At 63.3% G+C, this 24,460-nt stretch carries 21 protein-coding genes and 1 pseudogene; 14 read left to right on the top strand and 8 right to left on the bottom strand.

Annotated features, from left to right (window positions below; translation table 11 throughout):
* The 4 genes from NKI88_RS08060 to uraH form a co-directional block, all read right to left on the bottom strand.
* A partial coding sequence (locus NKI88_RS08060; RefSeq protein ID WP_352654537.1) for an XdhC family protein occupies positions 1–314 on the bottom strand: 314 nt, incomplete at its 3' end.
* Positions 315–388: 74 nt separating this feature from the next.
* Positions 389–2,755, bottom strand: coding sequence for a xanthine dehydrogenase molybdopterin binding subunit (gene xdhB, locus NKI88_RS08065; protein WP_023671377.1), 2,367 nt, complete (start codon positions 2,753–2,755; stop codon positions 389–391).
* Positions 2,755–4,236, bottom strand: a complete 1,482-nt coding sequence (gene xdhA, locus NKI88_RS08070; protein WP_023746345.1) for a xanthine dehydrogenase small subunit — start codon at positions 4,234–4,236, stop codon at positions 2,755–2,757. The genes xdhB and xdhA overlap by 1 nt, the downstream gene beginning before the upstream one ends.
* 3 nt (positions 4,237–4,239) lie before the next feature.
* Entirely contained in the window at positions 4,240–4,614 is a 375-nt protein-coding gene (gene uraH / locus NKI88_RS08075; RefSeq protein ID WP_023694734.1) for a hydroxyisourate hydrolase, read from the bottom strand.
* Between the two features lie 184 nt (positions 4,615–4,798).
* On the opposite strand from uraH, the gene puuE reads away from it, so the two are divergent.
* The 4 genes from puuE to NKI88_RS08095 are packed head-to-tail and all read left to right on the top strand — an operon-like array spanning position 4,799 to position 8,200.
* A complete protein-coding gene (gene puuE, locus NKI88_RS08080) occupies positions 4,799–6,217 on the top strand; it encodes an allantoinase PuuE (RefSeq protein WP_352654539.1) in 1,419 nt (472 codons plus the stop codon).
* A 31-nt stretch (positions 6,218–6,248) separates the two neighbouring features.
* On the top strand, positions 6,249–7,106 hold the full coding sequence (locus NKI88_RS08085; protein WP_502909438.1) for a bifunctional allantoicase/(S)-ureidoglycine aminohydrolase: 858 nt from the start codon (positions 6,249–6,251) through the stop codon (positions 7,104–7,106).
* A complete protein-coding gene (locus NKI88_RS08090; RefSeq protein WP_352654543.1) occupies positions 7,103–7,603 on the top strand; it encodes an ureidoglycolate lyase in 501 nt (166 codons plus the stop codon). The genes NKI88_RS08085 and NKI88_RS08090 overlap by 4 nt, the downstream gene beginning before the upstream one ends.
* A gap of 3 nt (positions 7,604–7,606) precedes the next feature.
* Positions 7,607–8,200 carry a nucleoside deaminase gene (locus NKI88_RS08095; protein ID WP_023683488.1) on the top strand — a complete coding sequence of 198 codons (594 nt, stop codon included), beginning with the start codon at positions 7,607–7,609 and terminating at the stop codon, positions 8,198–8,200.
* Between the two features lie 10 nt (positions 8,201–8,210).
* On the opposite strand, the gene NKI88_RS08100 is transcribed toward NKI88_RS08095, so the two are convergent.
* Together NKI88_RS08100 and NKI88_RS08105 are read right to left on the bottom strand one after the other, a co-directional pair.
* The gene (locus tag NKI88_RS08100; RefSeq protein WP_023671384.1) at positions 8,211–8,522 is read right to left on the bottom strand and encodes a BrnA antitoxin family protein; all 312 of its coding nucleotides are present in this window, start codon (positions 8,520–8,522) and stop codon (positions 8,211–8,213) included.
* Positions 8,509–8,764, bottom strand: a pseudogene (locus NKI88_RS08105) (BrnT family toxin). The gene NKI88_RS08100 and the pseudogene NKI88_RS08105 overlap by 14 nt, the downstream one beginning before the upstream one ends.
* Positions 8,765–8,943: 179 nt before the next feature.
* On the opposite strand from NKI88_RS08105, the gene NKI88_RS08110 reads away from it, so the two are divergent.
* The 9 genes from NKI88_RS08110 to NKI88_RS08150 all read left to right on the top strand — a co-directional run bounded on the left by NKI88_RS08110 (position 8,944) and on the right by NKI88_RS08150 (position 19,978).
* Positions 8,944–10,929 (top strand): CocE/NonD family hydrolase, encoded by a 1,986-nt coding sequence (locus NKI88_RS08110; RefSeq protein WP_352461201.1) that lies wholly within the window; start codon positions 8,944–8,946, stop codon positions 10,927–10,929.
* A gap of 154 nt (positions 10,930–11,083) precedes the next feature.
* A complete protein-coding gene (locus NKI88_RS08115; RefSeq protein ID WP_023671387.1) occupies positions 11,084–12,670 on the top strand; it encodes an ABC transporter substrate-binding protein in 1,587 nt (528 codons plus the stop codon).
* A 16-nt stretch (positions 12,671–12,686) separates the two neighbouring features.
* The gene (locus NKI88_RS08120) at positions 12,687–13,646 is read left to right on the top strand and encodes an ABC transporter permease (protein WP_023671388.1); all 960 of its coding nucleotides are present in this window, start codon (positions 12,687–12,689) and stop codon (positions 13,644–13,646) included.
* 9 nt (positions 13,647–13,655) lie between these two features.
* On the top strand, positions 13,656–14,480 hold the full coding sequence (locus tag NKI88_RS08125; RefSeq protein WP_352654545.1) for an ABC transporter permease: 825 nt from the start codon (positions 13,656–13,658) through the stop codon (positions 14,478–14,480).
* Positions 14,480–16,135 carry an ABC transporter ATP-binding protein gene (locus NKI88_RS08130; RefSeq protein WP_352535465.1) on the top strand — a complete coding sequence of 552 codons (1,656 nt, stop codon included), beginning with the start codon at positions 14,480–14,482 and terminating at the stop codon, positions 16,133–16,135. Before NKI88_RS08125 ends, NKI88_RS08130 begins: the two co-directional genes overlap by 1 nt.
* Positions 16,136–16,199: 64 nt before the next feature.
* Positions 16,200–17,039 (top strand): alkaline phosphatase family protein, encoded by an 840-nt coding sequence (locus NKI88_RS08135; protein ID WP_352654546.1) that lies wholly within the window; start codon positions 16,200–16,202, stop codon positions 17,037–17,039.
* A gap of 287 nt (positions 17,040–17,326) precedes the next feature.
* A complete protein-coding gene (locus NKI88_RS08140; RefSeq protein ID WP_023683483.1) occupies positions 17,327–17,893 on the top strand; it encodes a sigma-70 family RNA polymerase sigma factor in 567 nt (188 codons plus the stop codon).
* Positions 17,894–17,907: 14 nt separating this feature from the next.
* The gene (locus NKI88_RS08145; protein ID WP_352654664.1) at positions 17,908–18,576 is read left to right on the top strand and encodes an anti-sigma factor; all 669 of its coding nucleotides are present in this window, start codon (positions 17,908–17,910) and stop codon (positions 18,574–18,576) included.
* Positions 18,566–19,978, top strand: coding sequence for a S8 family serine peptidase (locus NKI88_RS08150; RefSeq protein ID WP_352654548.1), 1,413 nt, complete (start codon positions 18,566–18,568; stop codon positions 19,976–19,978). The genes NKI88_RS08145 and NKI88_RS08150 overlap by 11 nt, the downstream gene beginning before the upstream one ends.
* Before the next feature lie 25 nt (positions 19,979–20,003).
* Here NKI88_RS08150 and NKI88_RS08155 read toward each other — a convergent pair whose 3' ends face one another.
* A complete protein-coding gene (locus NKI88_RS08155; RefSeq protein WP_352654550.1) occupies positions 20,004–21,350 on the bottom strand; it encodes an NAD(P)/FAD-dependent oxidoreductase in 1,347 nt (448 codons plus the stop codon).
* A 161-nt stretch (positions 21,351–21,511) separates the two neighbouring features.
* Positions 21,512–22,534 carry a substrate-binding domain-containing protein gene (locus tag NKI88_RS08160; protein ID WP_352654552.1) on the bottom strand — a complete coding sequence of 341 codons (1,023 nt, stop codon included), beginning with the start codon at positions 22,532–22,534 and terminating at the stop codon, positions 21,512–21,514.
* A 363-nt stretch (positions 22,535–22,897) separates the two neighbouring features.
* On the opposite strand from NKI88_RS08160, the gene NKI88_RS08165 reads away from it, so the two are divergent.
* Positions 22,898–24,253, top strand: a complete 1,356-nt coding sequence (locus NKI88_RS08165; protein WP_023668892.1) for an ABC transporter substrate-binding protein — start codon at positions 22,898–22,900, stop codon at positions 24,251–24,253.
* Positions 24,254–24,460: the final 207 nt, after the last annotated feature.

Raw genomic sequence — 24,460 nt, forward strand, 5'->3', positions numbered from 1 at the left:
CCCCGCCCCGCCGCCCCCGCCGCCGCCGGCGCGCGCCCCGCCCCCCCCCCCCCCCCCCCGCCCCGCCCCCCCCCCCCCCCCCCCGACCCTCCCCACAAGGGGGAGGGTGAAGACCCCACCATCTGCCTCGCCTTGTCGATCGCCATGTACTCGAGCTGACCGCCGCCGATCGTGCCAAAAATCGCCGCCTGCGATACGAGCATGAAGGCGCCCTTCTCGCGCGGAGTCGAGCCTTTGGTGCCGGCCACTTCGACCAGAGCAAGCCGGCCGGCGCTGGCGAGAAAAGCTCTGAGGCTTTGCACTTTCGACTTCATATTTCGCATTCCCGTACGGGAAATATAGGGTTTTTCAGTCTGAATTGCACGTTTTGCCAGAATCCAGGTCAGAGTCAGGCGCTATTCTTGGCTTCACCCTTCAGCCGTTCGATCGCCATCAGCACCCGTTCTGGTGTTGCAGGAGCGTCGAGACGCGGACAGACCTTATGATCGGCCACACTTGCCACCGCGTCCGACAGCGCATGCAGCACAGACATGCCGAGCGGGAAGGGCGGTTCGCCGACCGCCTTGGAACGGTGCACCGTCGGCTCGTTGGCCTCCGGCCAGTCGGCCAGCGTGACGTTGAATATCTTCGGCCGGTCGGACGCGAGCGGGATCTTATAGGTCGACGGCGCATGCGTGCGCAGCCGGCCCTTGTCGTCCCACCACAGCTCCTCCGTCGTCAGCCAGCCCATGCCCTGGATGAAGCCGCCCTCGATCTGGCCGAGATCGATGGCGCGGTTCAGCGAGCGGCCGGTTTCATGCAATATGTCGGTGCGCTCGACGACATATTCGCCGGTCAGCGTGTCGACCGAGACTTCCGAGCACGAGGCGCCATAGGCGAAATAATAGAACGGACGGCCCTCGCCCTTGTCACGGTTCCAGTGGATTTTCGGCGTCTTGTAAAAACCCGCCGCCGACAGTTGGATGCGGGCCATATAGGCCTGCTTGACAAGGTCGGTGAAGGCGATCTCCTGGTTGCCGATGCGCACCCGGTTCGGCAGGAAAAGCACCTGCTCGCGCGGCACCTGGTATTTTTCGGCGGCGAAGTCGGTCAGCCGTTCCTTGATCTGGCGGGCGCCGTTCTGCGCCGCCATGCCGTTGAGGTCGGTGCCGGACGACGCCGCGGTGGCCGAAGTGTTGGGCACCTTGCCGGTGGTCGTCGCGGTGATCTTGACCTGGTCGAGGTCGATCTGGAACTCTTCCGCCACCACCTGCGCCACCTTGACGTAGAGGCCTTGCCCCATCTCGGTGCCGCCGTGATTCAGATGCACCGAACCGTCTGTGTAGACATGCACCAGCGCGCCGGCCTGGTTGTAGTGGGTGGCTGTGAAAGAGATGCCGAATTTGACCGGCGTCAGCGCCAGGCCGCGCTTGATGAAGCGGCTGTTGGCGTTGAAGGCCTGGATGATGCGGCGGCGCCCCGCATAGTCGGCGCTCGCCTCCAGCTCGGCGACGATGCGGTGGATGATGTTGTCCTCGACCGTCTGGTGATAAGGGGTGACGTTGCGGCCCCCGTCTTTATCACCACTGGTGCCATAAAAATTCTGCTTGCGGATTTCGAGCGGGTCCTTGCCGACGGCAAAGGCAACCTCGTCGATGACCCGTTCGGCGCCGACCATGCCCTGCGGGCCGCCGAAGCCGCGAAACGCCGTGTTCGACACGGTGTTGGTGTAAAGCGGCGCCGATTGCGCATGCACCGCCGGCCAGAAATAGGTGTTGTCGCAATGGAACAGCGCGCGGTCGGTGACCGGTCCGGACAGGTCCGAGGAAAAGCCGCAACGCGCCGCGAACATGAAGTCGACGCCAAGAATGTTGCCGGCGTCGTCGAAACCTACTTCGTAGTCGACGAGGAAGTCATGGCGCTTGCCGGTGGCAATCATGTCGTCGTCACGGTCGGGCCGGATCTTGACCGCGCGATGGTGTTTCTTGGCGGCGATCGCAGCCAATGCCGCAAACTGGTTGCCTTGCGTCTCCTTCCCGCCGAAGCCGCCACCCATGCGGCGGATTTCCACTGTGATGGCGTTGCTCGGCACGCCCAGCGCATGGCTGACCATATGCTGGACTTCGCTCGGATGCTGGGTCGAGGAATAGATGGTGACGTCCTGGTCCTCGCCAGGAATGGCCACTGCGATATGGCCTTCGAGATAGAAATGCTCTTGGCCGCCGATGCGCATCTTGCCCTTCAGCCGGCGGGGCGCCGCCTTGATCGCGGCAGCGGCATCGCCACGCTTCAGCGTGAGCGGCGGCGTGACCAGCTTGTCCTTGCGGGGGTCGAGATCGCCAATGTCGGTGACGAAAGGCAATGGACTGTATTCGACCTTGGCCAGCCGGGTGGCGCGGCGCGCCTGTTCGCGCGTCTTGGCAATAACGCAGAAGATCGGCTGACCATAAAACTGCACCTTGTCGTCGGCCAGCACCGGCTCGTCGTGTCGACCGGTCGGCGAAATGTCATTTTCGCCCGGAACGTCCTTGGCCGTCAGCACATCGACGACGCCCGGCGCCGCGCGCACCGCCGACAGATCCATTTTGCTGATCGTCGCATGCGTCGCCGTGGACAGGCCGAGGCAGCCATGCAGCATGCCCGCCGGTTCCGGCATATCGTCGATATAGACCGCGCTGCCGCTGACATGCTTGTGCGCGGAATCGTGGCGCTGGTCGGCGGCGACGCCACCGGAAATCTTCTGCGCCTTGAGATCTGGAGAGGCGTGCTTGTTCATCAGGCCGCCTCGTTGCGTGACACCTGGAACGGCGCCTTGCTGCCGCTGGTTTCGGCAAAAAAGCGCAGCAGCAGGTTCCTGGCCGCCAGCGCCCGGTACTCGGCCGATGCCCGCATATCGGTCAGCGGGGTGAAATCGCCGGCATATTCAGCCATGGCCGCTTCCACCGTTGTCTCCGTCCACGGCTTGCCGAGCAGCGCTTTTTCGACACCGAAAGCCCGCTTCGGGGTGGCCGCCATGCCGCCATAGGCGATGCATATATCGGCCACGGTTCCGTCCTTGGCCAAGTCGAGGAAAAAGGCGCCAAGGGCTGCGGTGATGTCCTCGTCGCGGCGCTTGGTGATCTTGTAGACGGCAAACTTCGTGCCCTTGGCCGGCACGGGAACGTGCACGGCCTCGACGAATTCGCCTGGCTGCCGGTCCTGCTTGCCATAGGCGATGAAGAAATCCTCGAGCGCGATGGTGCGCCGCTTCTTGCCGCGGCGCAGCGTCAGTTGCGCACCAAGCGCGATCAGGGGCGGCGGCGTGTCGCCGATCGGCGAGCCATTGGCGATGTTGCCGCCGATGGTGCCCATGTTTCGTACCTGTTCGCCGCCGATGCGGTCGAACAATGGCCCGAGCGCGGGGATGCGCTTGGCCAGTGTCGCGAAGGCGTCGGTGTAGGTAACGCCGGCGCCGATGGTGATGACGTCATTGTCTTCGGAGATCGCGCACAGCCCCTCGAGATTGCCGATGAAGACTACCGGTGAGATGTCGCGCATGTGCTTGGTGACCCACAGGCCGACGTCGGTCGAGCCGGCGACAACAGTGGCGTCGGGTTCCTTATCCAGTACAGCGGCGAAATCATCGGCGTTGGCCGGGACGATCAACCTCAGCTTGCCGGCGCCGATTTCGACGCGGGCACCGTCATGCATAGCCTCGAGCCTGGCGGTGATCGCCTTGCGCTCGGCCGCCAGCGGATCCTTCGCCGCCTTGCCGTAGCTGGAGATGGCACGCGCGGCGCGCATGATTGCCTCATAGCCGGTGCAGCGGCAAAGATTGCCTTGCAAGGCCTTCTCGATCGCCGCATTCGACGGGTCCGGCGACTTCATCCACAAGCCGTAGAGCGACATGACGAAGCCCGGCGTGCAGAAGCCGCATTGCGAAGCGTGGAAATCGACCATCGCCTGCTGCACCGGATGCAATTGGCCAGGCGCGCCGCGCAGATGCTCGACGGTGACGACATGGGTGCCGTCGAGCGAACCGAGGAAACGGATGCAGGCGTTGACGCTTTCATAAACCAGCTTGCCGGCGGACAATTTTCCGACCAGGACCGTGCAGGCGCCGCAATCGCCCTCGGCGCAGCCTTCCTTGGTGCCGCGCAGCGAGCGGTCGAGCCGCAACCAGTCGAGCAAGGTCGCGTCGGGCGCCACCGACGACAGCGCGACATCCCTGCCATTGAGGATGAAGCGGATCTCGTTGCGTATGGTGATCTTGGCCATGCGTCAGCTCCCCCTGTAGGTCGAGTAGCCATAAGGAGAGATAAGCAACGGCACGTGATAATGCACGGATTCCGCCATGCCGAAGCGGATCGGCACACTGTCGAGGAAGGCCGGTTCCGGCAGTTTGGTGCCCTGGCCGCGTAGATAGTCACCGGCGGCGAACACCAGTTCGTATTCGCCGAGGCGGAATTCCGCTCCTGCCAGCAGCGGCGCATCGCAGCGGCCGTCGGCATTTGTGACGACGGTCTTCAAATGTATCCGCGCGTCGCTCTCAAGATGATAAAGCGCGATCGACAGGCCCGCCGCCGGCTTGCCGGTCGCGGTGTCGAGCACATGCGTCGTCAGACGTCCGCCATCGGCTTTCGACGTTTCTGCCACTGGCGCCTCCCATTTCCGATACAGCCGAACAAAGCAGTGAATTGTGCGCCAATTAAAGGCGATGCATAAGTCCCGGTCGAGCGGAGTGGCACAAAAACACTTTCAAAAATTTCGGGGGAATGCGCGAGCAACCCTTTCGACTATCCTGATCATAACTTCCGGCAGCGTCCGGCGGGGAGGGGCAATGCGTTACTCTAGAGACATGCGCGGCTACGGAGCCAATCCGCCGGATCCGAAATGGCCGGGCGGTGCGCATGTGGCCGTCCAATTCGTCGTCAACTACGAGGAAGGCGGCGAGAACTGCGTGCTGCACGGCGACAAGGCCTCGGAAGCCTTCCTGTCGGAAATCGTCGGCGCCGCGCCCTGGGTCGGCCAGCGCCACTGGAACATGGAATCGATCTACGAATATGGCGCGCGGGCAGGCTTCTGGCGGCTGCTGCGCCTGTTCAGCGAGGCGCAAGTGCCGGTGACCTGCTACGGGGTCGCCTCAGCATTAGCCCGGTCGCCCGACCAGGTGGCGGCGATGCAGGAGGCCGGCTGGGAAATGGCCTCGCACGGCCTGAAATGGATCGACTACCGCGACCACAGCGCCGAGGACGAGCGCCGCGACCTCGAAGCGGCGATCAAGCTGCACTACGAGGTGACGGGCCAACGACCGACCGGCTGGTACACCGGCCGCACCTCGGTCAATACGGTGCGGTTGGTGGCCGAAGAGGGCGGCTTCGACTATGTGTCGGACACTTATGACGACGAACTGCCCTACTGGTTCGAGCACAGCGGCGGCGCGCAACTCGTCATCCCCTACACGCTCGATGCCAACGACATGCGTTTCGCCACGCCGCAGGGATTCAATTCCGGCGACCAGTTCTTCGCCTATTTGAAGGACAGTTTCGACACGCTCTATGCCGAGGGCAAAGCGGGCCGGCCGCGGATGATGAATATCGGCCTGCATTGCCGCCTCGTCGGACGTCCCGGGCGGGTGGCGGCGCTGAAGCGCTTCGTCGACTATGTCAGATCGCACCACAAGGTCTGGCTGGCACGGCGCATCGATATCGCCAGGCACTGGCAGGAGAACCACCCCTACCAGCCGGCGGCGCTCAAGCCGTCGAAGATGGCGTTCGAGACCTTCGTCGACACTTTCGGCGGCGTGTTCGAACATTCGCCCTGGATCGCCGAACGTGCCTATGAGCTGGAGCTTGGGCCGGCGCATGACAGCGCCGGCGGCCTGCACAATGCGCTCTGCCGCGTCTTCCGCGCCGCCAGCGAAACCGAGCGGATCGGCGTCCTCAACGCCCATCCCGATCTCGCTGGCAAACTGGCCGAAGCGAGACGCCTCACTGCGGAATCCACACGCGAGCAGGCCTCCGCCGGCCTCGACGCGCTGACCGACAAGGAGCGCGAGCTGTTTTCCAAGCTCAACGCCGCTTACGTCACCACCTTCGGCTTCCCCTTCATCATCGCGGTGCGGGGCAAGACCAAGGAGGAGATCCTCGCCGAGTTCGAGGCGCGCATCGGCAACAGCCGCGGCATCGAACTCGATACCGCCTGCAAACAGGTCGAGCGCATCGCGCTGCTCCGCCTGAAAGACATGCTCCCGCTCTAATGAAATGACCGAGGGGTCAGGACCTATGGATATGATCAAGACTGACCAGAAAACCTACTATGCGCCGCGTGGCGGCCATCCTGGCCAAAATGAGCTTTTGACCGGCCGCGCCGTCTTCACCGAAGCGTATGCCGTCATCCCCAAGGGGGTGATGCAGGACATCGTCACCAGCCCACTGCCGTTCTGGGACGAGACCAGGGCCTGGATCATCGCGAGGCCGCTGTCGGGCTTTGCTGAGACATTTTCGCAGTACATCGTCGAGATCCTGCCTGGCGGCGGCAGCGACCGGCCCGAGCCGGACGCCGGCGCCGAGGGCGTGCTGTTCGTGGTTGAGGGCGAGTTGACCGTTTCGCTGGCCGGCAAGAAGCACGTGCTGCAAGCCGGCGGTTTTGCCTTCCTGCCGCCGGACAGCGGCTGGACGGTGCGCAACGAAGGTCGCGACGCCGTACGCTTCCACTGGATCAGGAAGGCCTATGAGCCCGTCGACGGCATCGACGCGCCGGAAGCCCTGTTCAGCAGTGACCAGCAAGTGGCGCCAACGCCGATGCCCGGCACCGAGGGCCGCTGGGCGACGACCCGTTTCGTCGATCCGGCCGACATTCGCCACGACATGCATGTCACCATCGTCACACTCGAGCCCGGCGCCGTCATCCCGTTTGCCGAGACGCATGTCATGGAGCACGGGCTCTATGTCTTGGAAGGCAAGGCGGTCTACCGCCTCAACCAGGACTGGGTCGAGGTCGAGGCCGGCGACTTCATGTGGCTGCGCGCCTTCTGCCCGCAGGCCTGCTACGCGGGCGGCCCAGGCAAATTCCGCTATCTCCTTTACAAGGACGTCAACCGGCACGCCAAGCTCGGCGGGGCGGGCATTGGCGGTCGCGCGCGGTGACCCGCATCACAGCGCGGCCGCTGACCCGCGAAAGCTTTGCCGGCTTCGGCGATGTCATCGACATGGGCGGCGGCAATCACTACCCGATCAATGGCGGCAAGACCGAGCGCTACCACAATCTCGCCACCGCTGAAGCCGCAGGACCGAATGCCTGCGTGCTGATCTCGATGGCGCGCGGCACGCCTTACGACCTGCCGCTGAAGCTGACCATGGTCGAGCGCCATCCCTTAGGCAGCCAGGCGTTCATCCCGCTGTCACCGCGGCCTTTCCTGGTCGTCGTCTGCCATGACGGCAAGGACGGTCCGGGCGAGCCGCACGCCTTCATCACCGCACCCGGACAAGGCGTCAACTATCCGCGCAATCTCTGGCACGGCGTGCTGACGCCGCTCGGCGAAGCGCAGGATTTCGTCATCGTCGACCGCGGCGGTGACGGCTCCAACGTCGAAGAGTTCCATTTCTCGCACCCCTACGAAATCCATCTCCCCAACGAGACCTGAGAAATGACCGACATATCGCTGATCGACCGCCTGCTCGATGTCATCGAGCACGACATCGTGCCGAAAACGGCAGAGGGCGTGGCCCATGGGAACAAGCTGTTCGGCGCCGCCATCCTGCGGAAGGGCGACCGCTCGCTGGTGCTGGCCGAAACCAACAACGAGATGGAAAATCCGCTCTGGCATGGCGAGGTGCACTGCCTGAAGCGTTTCTATGAAATGCCGAAAGCCGAGCGCGTCGACACCAAGGACGCCATCTTCATCGCCACGCATGAGCCCTGCTCGCTCTGCCTGTCGGCGATCACCTGGACCGGCTTCGACAATTTCTACTACCTCTTCAGCCACGAGGATTCACGCGACAGCTTTGCGATCCCGCACGATCTGAAAATCCTGAAAGAGGTCTTCACTCTTGATCCCGGCGGCTACAATGCCGAGAACGCTTATTGGAAGAGTTTTTCCATTCGCAGGCTGGTGCGGGCGCTGCCCGAGGCCGAGCGCGGCCGGCTTGAGGCAAGGATCGGCAATATTTCCGCCCGCTACGACGAACTGTCCGGCGCTTATCAGGCGCGCAAGGCCGAAAACGACATTCCGCTGAACTGACGCGGATTGCCTAGCCTACCTTCGCGTTTTTCAGCACCTCGTTGATCCTGGCCTGCCAGCCCTTGCCGGTCGCCTTGAATTTACTGATGACATCCTGATCCAGACGGATGGACACGACTTGCTTAGGCTTCTCCACGGCTGGCCGGCCACGAGCACGCCTTATGCTCTCGAAAAGTTCTGGAAACACTTCCGCGAAAGGCCTGGCTTGCGCCAACTGTTCGTCTGTCGTCTCCGCATCGTCGGGATCATCAACAATTTGTCTTTGAATTTCCACTTCCTCCGCATCGGTAAGCGGTCGAACACGCGATTTAGGATTGTTCATATATTGACCTTTCCTTTCGGCTGGCACGGCGCATCGAGATCACCGAAATCGACTCCGAACCAAGCGGCTTGAAAATCACGGCCAGGATGATCTCTCCGAATTCGCCAATTGCCTTGAACCGGTCGGCCTTGGCTGGAAGGACGGTTGAAGTCGCAAAAAAACTCAATATCGAGTTCGGCAAAATCGAGACCCCGGCTGTCCAGGTTCGTCACGCGCTTTGGCTCATCCCAAACGATTTTCAGGCGAAATCCTCATCACGTTGGGTTCAGTTAATAAATGTAATACATTAATTATAATCCTGCAACATCAGGGCAAAACAATCGGGCTACATATCGTGGCGTCGTCGCGGCGACACCGGCCGTCGCCCGTTTGACTTCATGACATGCCCGCTCCATGCGTCACTGACATCCTGGAGCATCGCATGAAAACCATCACCGAATTTCCCCGCAAGGTCGTCGAATTCCCCGATATGGGCATCGTCATGCCGGATGGTTGCCGGCTGTCGGCGCGGGTTTGGATGCCGGAGGACGCCAGCAGCGATCCGGTGCCGGCGATCCTCGAGCACCTGCCCTACCGCAAGCGCGACGGCACCATCTTTCGCGATCAGCTGACGCATCCCTATTTTGCCGGCCACGGCTACGCCTCGATCCGCGTCGACATGCGCGGCAATGGCGATTCCGAAGGTCTGATGGACGACGAATATTCCGAGCAGGAATTGCAGGACGCCTGCGATGTGATTGCCTGGGCGGCAGCACAGCCCTGGTGCAACGGCAGTGTCGGCATGATGGGCATTTCCTGGGGTGGCTTCAACTGCCTGCAGGTGGCGGCCAAGCAGCCGCCGGCGCTGAAGGCGGTGATCAGCCTGTGCTCGACCGTCGACCGCTACGCCGACGATATCCACTACAAGGGCGGCTGCCTTTTGACGGAAAATTTCGGCTGGGCCTCGACCATGTTGTCCTATTCGTCGCGACCGCCGGATCCGCTGATTGCGGGCGACAATCGCTGGCGCGACCTCTGGCTGACGCGGCTGGAGAACCAGTCTTTCCTTCTGCCGCTCTGGCTCAGCCATCAGCATCGCGACGCCTATTGGAAACGCGGTTCGATCTGCGAGGATTTCTCCGCGGTCAAAGCCGCCGTGCTGTCGATCGGCGGCTGGCATGACGGCTACCGCAACACGATTTCGCATCTGGTCACCAACATCCAGGCGCCGGTGAAGGGCATTGTCGGGCCATGGATCCACAAATACCCGCATTATGCCGAACCCAAACCCGCCATCGGCTTCCTGCAGGAGGCGTTGCGCTGGTGGGACAGCTGGTTGAAGGGCGTCGACACCGGCGTCGAGGCCGACCCGGACTACCGCGCCTATGTCATGGACAGTGTGCGGCCGGCGCGCTGGCACCCGGAGCGGCCGGGCCGTTGGGTGGCCGAACAGGAATGGCCGTCTCCCAACATCATGGTCGGGGCGATCGAACTCATTGCTGACGGCGTCAGGCCGGCGATCGTGGCGACCCCGCAAAGCTGCGGGCTCGCCGGCGGGGAATATTTTCCCTTCACCTTTGGCCCGGAACTGCCGGGCGACCAGCGCCCGGACGATGCGCTGTCCGTCTGCTTCGATCAGCCTGTGCTTGCCGAGACACTCGACATCGTCGGCGCGCCGGAGCTTCTCATCCGGGTGTCGTCCGATCGCCCGCAGGCGAACATCGCGGTTCGACTGTGCGACGTGCACCCCGACGGCGCCTCGGAACTGATCTCCTACGGCGTGCTCAACCTGACGCATCGTTCTTCGCACGAACAGCCGCAAGCGCTGGTGCCGGGCGAAACGGTTTCGGCGCGCGTTATTCTCGACCAGTGCGCCTACCGCGTGCCGGCCGGACACCGCCTGCGCATCGCTGTTTCCAACGCTTACTGGCCGATGATCTGGCCGTCGCCGGAACCGGTGCGGCTCGACCTTTCAGCGGCGACGCTGAGGCTGCCGCTGCGCCCGCTCGCAAAAAGCGACGAGACCTCGTTCCAGTCTCCCGAAGGCGCAACACCCTGGGCAACCGAGACAGTTCGTGCAGCGAATTCCGAGCGTCACGTCGATCGCGATGAGAAGACCGGCATCGTCACGCTGTCGATCACGGATGATTTCGGAGAAGTGCGCGATCTCGCGCATGGACTGGCCAATGGCAGCATTGCCCGCGAGAGCTGGACGATCCACCCCGACGACCCGCTGTCTGCCTCGGGCCGCACGCACTGGACGCAGACCTTGTCGCGAAACGGATGGTCGGTGCGCACCGAGACGTCGGCTGAAATGCGCTGCGATGCGCAAAACTTCATCGTCAGCGCCAGAATCGAAGCCTATGAGGGCGAAACGCTGGTTTTCGAACGCGATTTCGAAGAGACGATCCCGCGCGACCTGCTCTGAGCGTCCACCCGACTGGTCCAGTTGCGACGCACGATTTACGCCACGGCATGTCGCATTCCGTCTTGCTTACCGCTTTGCCTTCCGGTCAATATCCCTTTGGTAACAACAAGCAAAAAACGACCATAAGGTCGAACCAACAGAGTGAGGAACTCAAATGTCCAACGAACTCGAATATCTGAGCCGGCGCGTTGCGTCCGGCAAGCTGAGCCGTCGTGATTTCCTCGGCCGCGCCGCCGCACTCGGCGTCACAGCGCCCTTCGCCAATATGCTGCTTTCCAGTGCGGCTCGTGCGGAAGGCCCGGTCAAGGGCGGCACGCTGAAGGCCGGCCTCGTCGGCGGCGAATCCACGAACAGCCTGGACCCGGCTTTGTTCATGACGCAAGTGCCGTTCGCCTTTGGCAAGATGTGGGGCGAACTGATCGTCGAGCTGTCTCCGGAAGGCAAGCTCGAGAACCGCATCGCCGAAGAGATCGGCTCGTCGGACGACGCCAAGGTGTGGACGCTGAAAATCCGAGACGGCGTCGAATTCCACAACGGCAAGACGGTGACCGCTGAGGATGTGGCGGCAACGCTCGAGCGCCATTCCGATGAAAAGTCGAAGTCCGGCGCGCTGGGCTACATGAAGGGCATCGACAGCATCAAGGCCAGTGGCAAGGAAGTCGTCCTTACGTTGAAGGAGGCCAACGCCGACCTTCCCTATCTCCTTAGCGACTACCACCTCATCGTCCAGCCCAACGGCGGCAAGGACAAGGCGGATGCCGGCATCTCGGCAGGACCCTACAAGGTCACCACCAACGAGCCCGGCGTGCGCCATGGCGGCGAGCGCTTCGCCAATTACTGGCAGGCCGACAAGATGGGCCATGCCGACCAGATCGAGATCATCGTTATCAACGACGCGACCGCGCGCACGGCGGCCCTGCAGGGCGGCCAGGTCAACATGATCAACCGCGTCGAGCCGAAGATCGTCGACCTGATCAAGCGTGTACCGGGCGTCACCATCCGCAACCATGCCGGCCCCGGCCACTATGTCTTCATCATGCATTGCAACACCGCGCCCTTCGACAACAGCGACCTGCGCATGGCGCTGAAGCTCGCGATCGACCGTGAGGAGATGCTGAACAAGGTGCTGCGCGGCTACGGCTCGCTCGGCAACGACTTCCCGATCAATTCGTCCTATCCGCTGTTTTCCGAGATCGAGCAGCGCAAATATGATCCCGACAAGGCCAAGTTCCACTACAAGAAGTCGGGCCATGACGGCACCGTGCTGCTGCGCACCTCCGACGTCGCCTTCCCGGGCGCGGTCGACGCCTCGCAGCTCTTCCAGCAGAGCGCGGCCAAGGCCGGCATCAAGATCGAGCTCAAGCGCGAGCCCGGCGACGGCTACTGGAACGAGGTCTGGAACAAGCAGCCCTTCTGCGCCTCCTATTGGGGCGGCCGATCGACCCAGGACCAGATGTACTCGACCGCCTATCTGTCGACCGCCGACTGGAACGACACCCGTTTCAAGCGTCCGGACTTCGACAAGCTGGTGCTGGCCGCACGCGCCGAACTCGACGAGACCAAGCGCAAGCAGATGTACCACGACATGGCCGTGCTGGTGCGCGACGAGGGCGGCCTGATCCTGCCGATGTTCAATCAGTTCATCGATGCGACAGGCGCCAAGGTCGGCGGCTGGGTCGACGATCCGCATCAGGAGCTGATGAACGGCTACGCGCTGGCGAAGTGCTGGCTCGAAGCCTGAGCCCGGCTTTGCGGATATGTCCTCACCCGTCGTGAAACTTGTGGCCCAGCGCGTTGCGCTGGGCATCGTCCTCTTGCTGGCCGTTTCGGTCCTGATCTTCGCCGGCACCCAGATCCTGCCCGGCGACGTCGCGCAAGCCATTCTCGGACAGTCGGCGACGCCGGAATCGCTCGCCAATTTGCGCGAGCAGCTCGGCCTGAATCAGCCGGCTTACATCAGGTATTTCCATTGGCTAGGCGGTGTGCTCACCGGCGATCTTGGCACGGCGATGTCGAGCGGCCAGGATATTGCCACGTCGATCAAGGGGCGGCTGTGGAACACGCTGTTCCTCGCCTTCTGGGCTGCGATCGTGGCCGTGCCGCTGGCCATCATCCTCGGCCTGATCGCCGTGCGTTACCGCAATGGCTGGGTCGACAAGCTGATCTCCGGCCTGGCGCTCGCCTCGACATCTTTCCCGGAATTCTTCATCGGCTATGTGCTCGTCTATTTCTTTGCCGTGAAGTATCAATGGTTCCCGGCCATTTCCACGGTCTATGACGGCATGCCGTTCGGCGAGCGCATGCAGGCGATCGCGTTGCCAGCCACCGCGCTGACGCTGGTTGTGCTGGCGCATATGATGCGCATGACCCGCGCGGCCATCCTCAACGTCATGCAGTCGGCCTATGTCGAGACGGCAGAACTGAAAGGCCTGTCGGCCTTCAACGTCATCCGCAAGCATGCTTTCCCCAATGCCATAGCGCCGATCATCAACGTCGTCATGCTCAACCTCGCCTACCTCATCGTCGGCGTCGTCGTGGTCGAGGTGATCTTCGTCTATCCCGGCATGGGACAATATCTGGTCGACCACGTCACCAAGCGCGACGTGCCGGTGGTGCAGGCGGTCGGCCTGGTCTTCGCCGCCGTCTATATCAGCCTGAACATCATTGCGGACATCGGGGCGATTGTCGCCAATCCGCGCCTCAGACATCCGAAATAGGCGGCGGGCATGCTCGACATCAAACGCATCCCCATTCCCGCGCTGATCGGCATCGTGCTGACGGCTATGTTCGTGCTGGCGGCAGTTTTCGCACCGTTGATCACACCGTACGGCAATGCCGAAATCGTCGGCGATGTCTGGGAACCGATGACGGCGGCACATTTGCTGGGCACCGACAATCTCGGTCGCGATCTTCTGTCGCGCATGATCTACGGCGCTCGCATCACGCTGTTCATTGCGGTGCTGGCCACCGCGCTGTCATTCTCGCTCGGCGCCATCCTCGGCTTTTCGGCGGCGGTGTTCGGCGGCTGGTTCGACACGCTGCTGTCGCGCCTTGTCGATCTGCTGATGTCGATCCCGACCCTGATCATGGCGCTCGTCGTGCTTTCGGTGCTGCCGACCAACCTGGTGACGCTGATCTTGGTGATGGGCGTCCTCGACTCGACCCGCGTCTACCGGCTGTCGCGCGCGGTGGCCGTCGACATCAACGTCATGGATTATGTCGAGGCCGCCAAGCTGCGGGGCGAAGGCAGCGGCTGGATCATCTTCCGCGAGATCCTGCCCAACGCGCTGTCGCCGCTGGTCTCGGAACTTGGCCTGCGCTTCATCTACGCGGTGCTGTTCTTGTCGACGCTGTCCTTTCTCGGCCTCGGCGTGCAACCGCCGGATGCCGACTGGGGCGGCATGGTCAAGGAAAACAAGGACGGCATCGTCTTCGGTATCGGGGCGGCACTCATCCCCGCCGCGGCGATCGCAGCACTGGCGATTTCGGTCAATCTGGTCGCCGATTGGGTGCTCAACCGCACGACAAGCCTGAAGGGAGGACGCGGGTGATGGCTGACACAAAAGCAAAGCCCGGCCTGCTGCTCGATATCCGCAATCTGCGCATCGAGGCGACAGTGTTTCCGCCCGGCGAGGTGCCGAAGAACATCGTGCTGGTCCACGATGTCTCGCTGACGCTGGAAAAGGGCAAGGTGCTCGGCCTGATCGGCGAGTCCGGCGCCGGCAAGTCGACCATCGGGCTGTCGTCGATGGGCTATGGCCGTGGCGGCGTGCGCATCACCGGCGGAGAGGTGCTGCTCAACGGCCGCGATATCCTCAAGGGCGGCAAGGAAGGTTTCCGCAAATTGCGCGGCCGCGAGGTCTGCTATGTCGCGCAGTCGGCGGCCGCCGCCTTCAACCCGGCGCACAAGCTGATGGACCAGGTGGTGGAAGCAACGCTGCTGCACGGCACGGCGACACGCGCCGAGGCCGAGAAACGTGCCGTGGCGTTGTTCAAGAAGCTCAGCCTGCCAAACCCCGAAATCATCGGCGAACGCTTCCCGCACCAGGTCTCAGGCGGCCAGTTGCAGCGCGTGATGACGGCTATGGCGCTGTGTTCGGAACCTGACCTGATCGTCTTCGACGAGCCGACCACGGCACTCGACGTGACGACGCAGATCGACGTGCTGGCGGCGATCAAGGACGCCATCCGCGACACCCATGTCGCGGCGCTCTACATTACCCACGATCTTGCCGTCGTCGCCCAGGTCTCGGACGAGATCATGGTGCTGCGCCATGGCAGGCTGGTCGAATGGGGCGGCACTCGCCAGATCATCAAGGAGCCGCGCCAGGAATACACCAATGCGCTGGTCTCGGTGCATGAGATCGAGCATGCCGAGCAGAAGCCCGGCGCCGCGCCGTTCCTGTCGGTCAAGAACGTCACCGCCGCTTACGGCGGCAGCCACGTCAAGGTGCTGAAGAACGTCTCGGTCGACATCTATCCGGGACAGACGCTGGCGGTCGTCGGTGAATCCGGCTCTGGCAAGTCGACGCTGGCGCGCGCTATCACCGGGCTGTTGCCGCCCGAGGAGGGCACCGTCACCTTCGATGGCAGGCCGCTCGCCAACCGGCTTGCCGACCGGCCGAAGGAGGATCTGCGCCAGTTGCAGATGATCTATCAGATGGCCGACGTGGCGATGAACCCGCGCCAGACCGTCGGCACCATCATCGGCCGGCCGCTGGAATTCTACTTCGGCATACGCGGCCGCGAGCGCGACAAGCGCGTCGCCGAACTGCTCGACGAGATCGAGATGGGCAAGGGCTTTCTCGATCGTTATCCGGCCGAACTCTCCGGAGGCCAGAAACAGCGCGTCTGTATCGCCCGCTCGCTCGCCGCCAAGCCCAAGCTGATCATCTGCGACGAGGTGACATCGGCGCTCGACCCGCTGGTGGCCAACGGCATTCTCAAGCTGCTGCTCAACCTGCAGCAGCACGAGAAGGTCGCCTACCTCTTTATCACTCACGATCTGGCGACGGTGAAGTCGATCGCCGATTCGATCGCGGTGATGTACCGCGGCGAGGTGGTGCGCTACGGCGCCAAGAGCAAGGTGCTGACGCCGCCCTTCGACGCCTATACCGACCTGCTGCTGTCGTCCGTTCCCGAGATGGAGATCGGCTGGCTGGAAAAGGCGATCAAGGGACGGCGCATGGCGAGCGCGGGGAATTAGTAGGGAATTCGCGGCCTTTGTCGCGAAAACTTCCTTCAACGGCAAAAGCTTTCCGGAGCCGCCCATGGCGCTCAAGACCAAACTGCTGCTCATCATTCTCGATGGCGTGCCCTACCGGAACTGGCGCCGGCTGATGGGCAATCTCGAGGGCTGGGTGCAGTCGGGCGAGGCGCAGGTGTGGAAGATGCGCTCGGTGCTGCCGTCGACCTCGGCCTGCTGCTATGCCTCGATCCACACCGGGGTTTCGCCGCAGGAGCACGGCATCCTATCCAACGAGAACCGTTTTCTCGTCAACAAGCCGGATATTTTCTCCGAGGTCAGCAAGGCCGGCGGCAAGACCGGCGCAGTGACGCATTCCTACTGGTCCGAATTCTTCCGTTCCTATCCGTTCGATCTGGTCGAGGACATGGAGTATGACGAGCCCAACGGACCGATCGCGCATGGCCGCTTCCACACCATGACCGGCTATAATGCCCGCAACCAGATGACGCCGAGCGATGTCGACCTGTTTGCGACGCTGACCATGCTGACCCGGCGCCATGCCATCGACTACGGGATCCTGCACACCTGCACGCTCGATTCGATGGGCCATCGCTTCGGCCATGACTGCCACGAAATGGACCATGCCTGCTATGCGATGGACGGCATGCTGGTAGCCTTCCTGCCGGGCTGGCGGCAAGCCGGTTACGAGGTGATCGTAACCGCCGACCACGGCCAGACAGACCGCGGCCATCATGGCGGCCGCGACGATGAAATGCAGGATTTCGCGCTGTATTATTTCGGAGCCGGCAAAGGGCCGGATCCGGACACGCTGCTTGATCAGCTGCAACTGGCGCCGACGGTGCTGAAGCGGCTGGGTGTGCCGGTGCCGGAGACCATGAAGGCTAAGCCGTTTTTGGGGTGACGGAGGTCGTCGCTGAGCCGCCGTTCGCTACCCCCTCTCCCCGTCACTATACGGGGAGAGGGTAAGGGTGAGGGGCAGCGCAACATCAAACATAAATACCCCAACGCCGGTGCCGCCCCTCATCCGGCTGCCGCCACCTTCTCCCCGTATAGTGACGGGGAGAAGGGAGACACTCTGGCAACACTCACCTTCTTCGGTTAGCTTCGCCAAAATTCCTTGGCGGAAGGATGAACCTTTTTGAACCTATCGGCGACAGAGCAGACAGGAGCCAGGCGGCTCGACCGGCCATGACGGCAGCGACCGAGACTGATCGCGCGCTTGTCGACCGGGTCGCGAAGGGCGACCGTGCCGCTGTTCGGCTGCTGTTCATGCGTCACCACGCGCGGGTCTACCGCTTCGTGGTGCGCCAGACGGGATCGGAAATGATGGCCGACGATATCGCAAACGAGGTCTTTCTCGAGCTGTGGCGCCAGGCGCCCGGTTTCGAAGGGCGCTCGGAAGTCTCGACATGGCTGCTCGGCATCGCCCGGTTCAAGGCGCTGTCGATGCTTCGCAAGAAAAAAGAAGACTGGATCGATGACGACGATGCGGCGCAGGTTCCCGACGGCGCCGACACGCCGGAAGTCGCCACCATGAAGGAAGACAAGGGCGCCGCTTTGCGGCGCTTCGTCGATGCCTTGCCGGAGGAACACCGCTCGGTGATCGACCTTGCCTATTACCATGGACAGTCGGTGACGGAGATTGGCGAGGTGCTCGGCATCCCGGTCGCCACCGTCAAGACCCGAATGTTCTACGCCCGCAAGAAACTCGGCGAAGCCCTCAAGGCCGCCGGTTACGACAGGGGGTGGCCATGAGCAATCCTGAAGACATGAGCGCCGCTGAAAAAATGTCGCGCCGTGACGAAATGGAAACGCTGCTGCCGTTCTACCTGAACGGCTCGCTGGAAGGCTCGGACCTCGAAGCCGTCGAGGAATGGCTGGCGTCCGACCCGGCTGCGATGGCTGCGCTTGGCGAGGCCGAGGCCGAATTCTCCGGCGCCACCGCCGCCAACGAAGCGATCCGGCCACCCGCCGATGCGCTCAGCCGCTTTGCCAAGGCGCTTGACGCCGAAGCCGGACCGGTCCGCGCGCCGGCGGGCCGTTCCTGGCTGTCGCAGGCGCTCGGCCGTGTCATGGCGGTGCCGGTCGGTGTCGCCTGGGCGGCGGCCGCTGTCTTGCTGGCGTTGGTCGTGGTGCAGTCCTACGTGCAGACCGGCGGCAAGGGTAATGATTTCGAGATTGCCGGGGCCGAGGACGAGTTGGCGAAACTGCCGTTCGCCCTGATCAAGTTCAAGCCGGACGCGAAGATGTCCGACATCGCTGTCTTCCTCGACCAGAACGGGCTGAAGATCGCCGGCGGGCCGACCGCCTCGGGTGTCTTCCGTATCGCCATCCCGGCCAAGACCGGAGCAGACTATGCCAAGCTCGTCGGCCTTATTGCCGCCCAGCCTTTCGCGGAAACTGTGATCGAGGGAAGGAAACCGGTTGATGGCAGCTAAGGCGGTCACTCGATTTGCGGCGATCCTGGTGGCGGCGACGACAATCGTCGCCGTGCCGGCGTCGGCGCAGACCAATGATCCCAATGCCGGCCGGGCCGACTGCACCGACGCGGCCGGAGCGGCGGCTGCCGACTGCCCGAAAGACGGCAATGAGGCCAACGTCGGCGGTGAACCAGGCGCAGTTACCCTTCCGGCCCTGATCGTCGACCTGTTTCCCAACCCACCGGCTCCCGTAGCGCCCGTGCCGACGCCACGGCCGTCAGCGCCGCCTGCCGACACGCAGGCTGGACCACCCGCCCGCGGGGCGATCGTTTCGCCGACCGATCTTGTCGCGACCGCGCCGCGGCGTGCCATCGCCGGCGAGTTCGTGCCCGACGAGGTGCTGGTGACCGTCGACGGCGATGCCGGCGCCGTCCAGCAGATCGCCGCCTCCTTCGGCCTTGAAGTGCGCTCGCAGCGCCAGTCGCGGCTGCTCGGCACCACGCTGGTGCGCTTCGGCATTCCCGACGGCCGCCCGGTCGGCGCCGTGCTGGCGCAGCTGGCCGCCGACGGCCGCACCCTGCGGCGCGAGCCAAACCATATCTACTCGCTGCAGCAGGCGGCCGGCATCGTCAACTATGCCTTCGAGCGCATTCAGCTCGACAACAAAAAAGCTAGTGGCGAAAACGTGCGCATCGCCGTCATCGACACCGGCATAGACGATACTAATCCGGCGCTTTCCGGCGTCATTGCCGATCAGTTCGACGCCATGCCCAACGTGCCGGTCGAAAAGCGTGACCACGGTACCTCGGTTGACGGGCTGATCGCCGGCGTCGGCGCGCTCGAAGGCATGGCGCCCGGCGCCAGGATCTATCACGCCCGCGCCTTCGAGGACGGCAAGTCGACCATGGATGTCATCCTGTCGGCGCTCGACTGGGCGGCGGACCAGAATGTCAGCATCATCAATATGAGTTTCGTCGGCCCCAAGAACGATCTGCTCGCCACCGCCTGCCGCAATGCCCGTGGGCTCGGCATCATCCTGGTCGCGGCGGCCGGCAACAACGGGCCGAAAGCGCCCTATGGTTACCCCGCCGCCTATGAGGGCGTGATCGCGGTCACCGCCACCGACGCCAAGGACGGGCTGATGCAGCAGGCCAATCGCGGCGCCTATGTCTTCATCTCGGCGCCCGGCGTCGAGATGGTGGCGCCGAGCGGCGCCGGCTCCGACGTCGTCACCGGCACCTCGTTTGCCGCCGCGATCGTGTCCGGCGCTATCGCCAATTTGATCCACGCTTCACCCGAGCGCTCCGCCGACGACATCGAAAAGGCGCTGGCCGCCACCGCCAGGGACCTTGGCCCGAAGGGGCGGGACAATGATTTCGGTTATGGGCTGCTGGATACGAAGGCGGCGGCGAACAAGTAAACCGGGCGAAATTCGCGCCACCAATTCAGAGCGCCGGGCCCAGCCGGACAGGGCTGCCATCATAGAAGCGCGACAGCCGGAAGCGGCTGAGGTCGTGCCCGGTCTGGTTTCCCTGGATCAGGTCGGCAACGACACGGCCTATGCCAGGCCCGATACCGAAGCCGTGACCGCTCATTCCCGTCGCGACGAAAAGACCACCGACGGCCGCCACATGATCCACGATGGGGACGACGTCCGGCATGGCGTCGATCATGCCGCCCCAGCCTGCCTTCAGGCGAACCGTCTCGAGCTGTGGAAAAAGACGTCCGAAATTGCGTTCTATCGAACGCAGACCGGCTCGTTCAGGGGGCGGGTTCAGCACCCGCATTTTTTCGAAAGGACTGACGGAATCCGGCGCCCAATCGCGCGGCGTCGACCAAGCATCAGGGTAACCTGACGGCGGGAACGGAAAGTAGCGCGTCCCGAACGGATTATCCCTGAGGGCGGGAAGGTATTTGGTGGCGTGCCGGAATGCGTCAGGCCCCAGATAAAGCAAATGGCTGCCGCCCGCGGCGAGCGTATATCCGCCATCCTGCCTGCGCCGGAACGCGATGTGTTCGTCGGCGGCCGCACCTGCATAGACCTCAGGCATGGGCTCCGTTGCGGCTGCGGTTACTCTGACGCTGAGCTGGGGGATGGAGATGCCGTGTCTGCGCAAGAACAGAGATGACCAGGCGCCGCCGGCGACCAGCACGCTGGAGGCCTCGACATACCCCGCCTCGGTCCACACGCCCTTGATCTTGCCGCCTGAGATTTCGAGGGTTCGCGCCGCACAATTCTCGACGATTTTGACGCCTTTTCGCGCGGCGAGCCGGGCAAGTGCGGGCACCGCCAGCCAAGGCTCCGCCCGCATGTCGGAGGGCGTCGTCATCGCGCCCTTGAATTTGCGCGACATGCCTTTGACGAGCTTCGCGGTTTCATCTGCGTCCAGCAGGCGCGTGTCGAGTTCATGCATCGCTGCGATCTTCATGAACTCCTCGAAGCCGGCCATGTCCTTGTCGGAGTTCGCCAGGTAGGTCACACCTGTCTGGGTCAGGCCGATGTCTTCGCCGCACTCCTCAGCCAGCTGCCGCCACAGGCGAATAGCCTCGATGACGACAGGCAGTTCATCCGCGTCTCGCCCCTGCTTTCGGATCCAGCCCCAATTGCGCGACGACTGTTCGGCCGCAACGCGTCCTTTTTCCAGCAGCGTCACCGGGATGTTCCGCTGTGCCAGGAAAAGCGCCGTCGTTACGCCGATGATGCCGCCACCGACAATGACCACCTCCGACGTTTTCGGCGGTGGACCAGGATGCTGGATTGGATCCGTTTCGGAGAACGGGAATGTGGGCAAGTGGCGCACCCGGGGGATTGGTTGATGGCCCTACTGGTTGCCATCCTCCCAAAGCCAAAGCAAGGGCGGCAACAGGGAGATCATTGTCCCACAACGCCTTCAATCTATCTGCAGCCAGCGTCCGCAAGGCCGGGCTCCACCGTCGGGAGCGGTTGGGCGCCCTAACCTGGCGCGCCGGCGACCGAGCCTCTGACCACCAGGTCGACAGGCCAGACCTCACCCCGCGCCCCTTCTTCCAAGCCGGAAATGCGCGCTGCCAGGCGTTCGGCGATGCGGGCGCCGGCGAGGCGGATCGACGAGCGCGTCGTCGACAGCGGCACGGAAAAATTCTCCGGCTTCAGCCATGGAAAGACGTCGTCATGGGCAATCAACGACAGGTCGCCGGGAATGGTCAGGCCAAGGTCGCGCACCGCGCGCACGACGCCGAGCGACATGATCAGGCTGGAGCAGGCGATCGCCGTCGGCCGCTCGCTCTGTTCGAGCAGGCGCCTGGCGGCGCGGTAGCCGTTCTCCTCGGTCATGGTGAGTGAACAGACATGGCGCTCGCCGAGCGTCAGGCCGCTCGCGGCCAGCGCCCTGCGCATGCCGCGCTCGCGGTGGATGGCGAAGGTCTCGCGGTCGTCGCCATTGATCAGCGCCAGCCGCCGGTGGCCGAGTTGAACCAGCAGCCGGGCCGCATCGTGGAAGCCGCCCTCATTGTCGATGTCGGTGAAGGGGTAGTCGAAATCGGAACCCTCGCTGCGGCCATGGACGATGAAGGGAATGCCAAGCGTGTTGACCAGCGCCACCCGCCGGTCGGCCGGGCGCGGCGAGGAGATGTAGACGGCGTCGACCTGTCGGTTGGCGACGATGCGGCGATAGGTGGTTTCCTGGTCGTCGGCATCGGCCGGCGACAGCACCAGGTCGAGTTCGTGCGAGCGGGCATAGTCGCCGAGGCCGGAGAGGAATTCGACGAAATGCGGGTCGATGTCGACGGAGGCGCCCGTCGGCAGGACATAGCCGATCATGCCGGTCTTGCCGGTCGCCAGCCGGCGCGCGCTCGGGTTGGGCCGGTAGCCGTGGCGCTTGGCGGCATCCACTACGCGCCGGCGGGTTTCCTCGTTGACCTCCGGATAGCCGTTGAGCGCACGGCTTACAGTTGTCTGCGACAGGGCCAGCATATGAGAGAGCTGCTTCAGGTTCACTGGGAGGCCTCCAAGCCTCAAAGCGCTTTTAATTTTTAAGCCACGCGCGCCACAATGGGCGCGGCCGAGCTGGTCGACCATACGCACTGGTCCGGCCAGTTTGAAGCTTAATACGCTGCTGCACCGCCGTAAAACTGTGCTGCAGTGCACTTCACCAAGTCTTGCGGCCCGAAATTAAATCGATTAGCCCACCGCCCTCTTGACTTCCAGCCGATTCAATGGCGAGATCAAAACGACCAAAGCGCTTTGGAAGACTCTTCGAAAGGTTGCGGTTCCTTTCTGAACGAGTCACAGTCCTGCAGCGTCGGCGGGCGGAATGGAGGTTCCGTCCGGGTGTATGTGTCCACACTGGGAGGAATACCGATGAAGAAGATGCTTCTGCTTGGCGCAGCGTTTGCCACGCTCGCCTTGTCCCTGCCGGCGCAAGCCGAACTGAAGTTCAAGCCCGGGGAAGACAAGCGCTTCAACTGGGCCAATTACGAAGAGCTGAAGAAGGTCGATCTCAAGGGCGAGACGCTGACCATCTTCGGGCCCTGGCGCGGCGAGGACGAAGGCCTCATCCGCACTGTTCTCGAATATTTTCAGGAAGCTACCGGCGCCGAGATCAAATACTCCTCGTCGGAAAATTACGAACAGCAGATCGTCATCGATACCCAGGCCGGCAGCCCGCCCAATATCGCCGTACTGCCGCAGCCGGGCCTGATCCAGGATCTGGCGTCCAAGGGCCTTTTGACGCCGCTGGGCGACGACACCGCCAAATGGATCAAGGACAATTACGGCGCCGGCCAGTCATGGGTCGATCTCGGCACCTTCAAGGACAAGGACGGCAAGCCGGGCTTCTTCGCCTTCCCCTACAAGGCCGACGTGAAATCGCTGGTCTGGTACTCGCCCGACAATTTCGAGGAAGCCGGCTACAAGGTTCCCAAGACCCAGGAAGAGCTCGCCGATCTCGAGAAGAAGATCATCGCCGACGGCGGCACGCCGTGGTGCATCGGCCTCGGCTCAGGCGGCGCTACCGGCTGGCCGGCGACCGACTGGGTCGAAGACATCATGCTGCGCACCCAGGCGCCCGACGTGTATGACAAGTGGGTAAAGAACGAGATCCCGTTCAACGATCCGGCGGTGGTCAACGCCATCGACATTTTCGGCAAGATCGCGACCGACGACAAGATGGTCGACGGTGGGGCCAAGGCGGTTGCCGCGACCGACTTCCGCGATAGCCCGAAGGGCCTCTTCTCGGTGCCGCCGAAATGCTACCTGCACCATCAGGCATCATTCATCCCGACCTTCTTCCCGGAAGGCACAAAGGTTGGACAGGACGCCGACTTCTTCTACTTCCCGCCCTATGCATCCAAGCCCGAGCTCGGCACGCCTGTGCTCGGCGCCGGCACGCTGGCCATGATCACGAAGGACTCGAAGGGTGCACGCGCGTTCATCGAATTCCTGAAAATGCCGCTGGCGCATGAAATCTGGATGGCCCAGGGCGGCTTCGTCACGCCGCTCAAGTCGGTCAACAAGGATGCCTATGCCAGCGACGCGTTGAAGAAGCAGGGCGATATCCTCGCCAATGCCTCGACCTTCCGCTTCGACGGTTCGGACCTGATGCCGGGCAAGATCGGCGCCGGCGCCTTCTGGACCGGCATGATCGATCTGGTCGGTGGCAAGTCGGCGCAGGATGTCGCCACCGACATCCAGAAGAGCTGGGACGCTATCAAGTAGTCAGCTGGCAAGCAATCAGCCGGCAAGTAACCACTGCCAAGTAATCAGCCGCTTTGGCGGCAAATTCAGGACTTCCTCCACAGACTGGGTCCGGGCCGCTATGGCCCGGATCCGACCGGCGCCTTACGCCGGACCGATTTGCGTTCGTTCGTTTCAGAATAACTTAAATCGGCGCAAAGCCACATCGCCAGGGCTGTTCAAGGCCCG

The sequence above is a fragment of the Mesorhizobium sp. M0317 genome, assembly GCF_040321555.1.
In the GTDB taxonomy this organism is placed as follows: Bacteria; Pseudomonadota; Alphaproteobacteria; order Rhizobiales; family Rhizobiaceae; genus Mesorhizobium.

What these genes read in the sequence shown, in the direction of transcription:
- xdhB (WP_023671377.1), bottom strand. Translation starts at nt 2,755, where the DNA reads ATGAACAAGCACGCCTCTCCAGATCTCAAGGCGCAGAAGATTTCCGGT.
- xdhA (WP_023746345.1), bottom strand. Translation starts at nt 4,236, where the DNA reads ATGGCCAAGATCACCATACGCAACGAGATCCGCTTCATCCTCAATGGC.
- puuE (WP_352654539.1), top strand. Translation starts at nt 4,799, where the DNA reads ATGCGTTACTCTAGAGACATGCGCGGCTACGGAGCCAATCCGCCGGAT.
- NKI88_RS08085 (WP_502909438.1), top strand. Translation starts at nt 6,249, where the DNA reads ATGATCAAGACTGACCAGAAAACCTACTATGCGCCGCGTGGCGGCCAT.
- NKI88_RS08095 (WP_023683488.1), top strand. Translation starts at nt 7,607, where the DNA reads ATGACCGACATATCGCTGATCGACCGCCTGCTCGATGTCATCGAGCAC.
- NKI88_RS08100 (WP_023671384.1), bottom strand. Translation starts at nt 8,522, where the DNA reads ATGAACAATCCTAAATCGCGTGTTCGACCGCTTACCGATGCGGAGGAA.
- NKI88_RS08110 (WP_352461201.1), top strand. Translation starts at nt 8,944, where the DNA reads ATGAAAACCATCACCGAATTTCCCCGCAAGGTCGTCGAATTCCCCGAT.
- NKI88_RS08115 (WP_023671387.1), top strand. Translation starts at nt 11,084, where the DNA reads ATGTCCAACGAACTCGAATATCTGAGCCGGCGCGTTGCGTCCGGCAAG.
- NKI88_RS08120 (WP_023671388.1), top strand. Translation starts at nt 12,687, where the DNA reads ATGTCCTCACCCGTCGTGAAACTTGTGGCCCAGCGCGTTGCGCTGGGC.
- NKI88_RS08125 (WP_352654545.1), top strand. Translation starts at nt 13,656, where the DNA reads ATGCTCGACATCAAACGCATCCCCATTCCCGCGCTGATCGGCATCGTG.
- NKI88_RS08130 (WP_352535465.1), top strand. Translation starts at nt 14,480, where the DNA reads ATGGCTGACACAAAAGCAAAGCCCGGCCTGCTGCTCGATATCCGCAAT.
- NKI88_RS08135 (WP_352654546.1), top strand. Translation starts at nt 16,200, where the DNA reads ATGGCGCTCAAGACCAAACTGCTGCTCATCATTCTCGATGGCGTGCCC.
- NKI88_RS08140 (WP_023683483.1), top strand. Translation starts at nt 17,327, where the DNA reads ATGACGGCAGCGACCGAGACTGATCGCGCGCTTGTCGACCGGGTCGCG.
- NKI88_RS08145 (WP_352654664.1), top strand. Translation starts at nt 17,908, where the DNA reads ATGAGCGCCGCTGAAAAAATGTCGCGCCGTGACGAAATGGAAACGCTG.
- NKI88_RS08150 (WP_352654548.1), top strand. Translation starts at nt 18,566, where the DNA reads ATGGCAGCTAAGGCGGTCACTCGATTTGCGGCGATCCTGGTGGCGGCG.
- NKI88_RS08165 (WP_023668892.1), top strand. Translation starts at nt 22,898, where the DNA reads ATGAAGAAGATGCTTCTGCTTGGCGCAGCGTTTGCCACGCTCGCCTTG.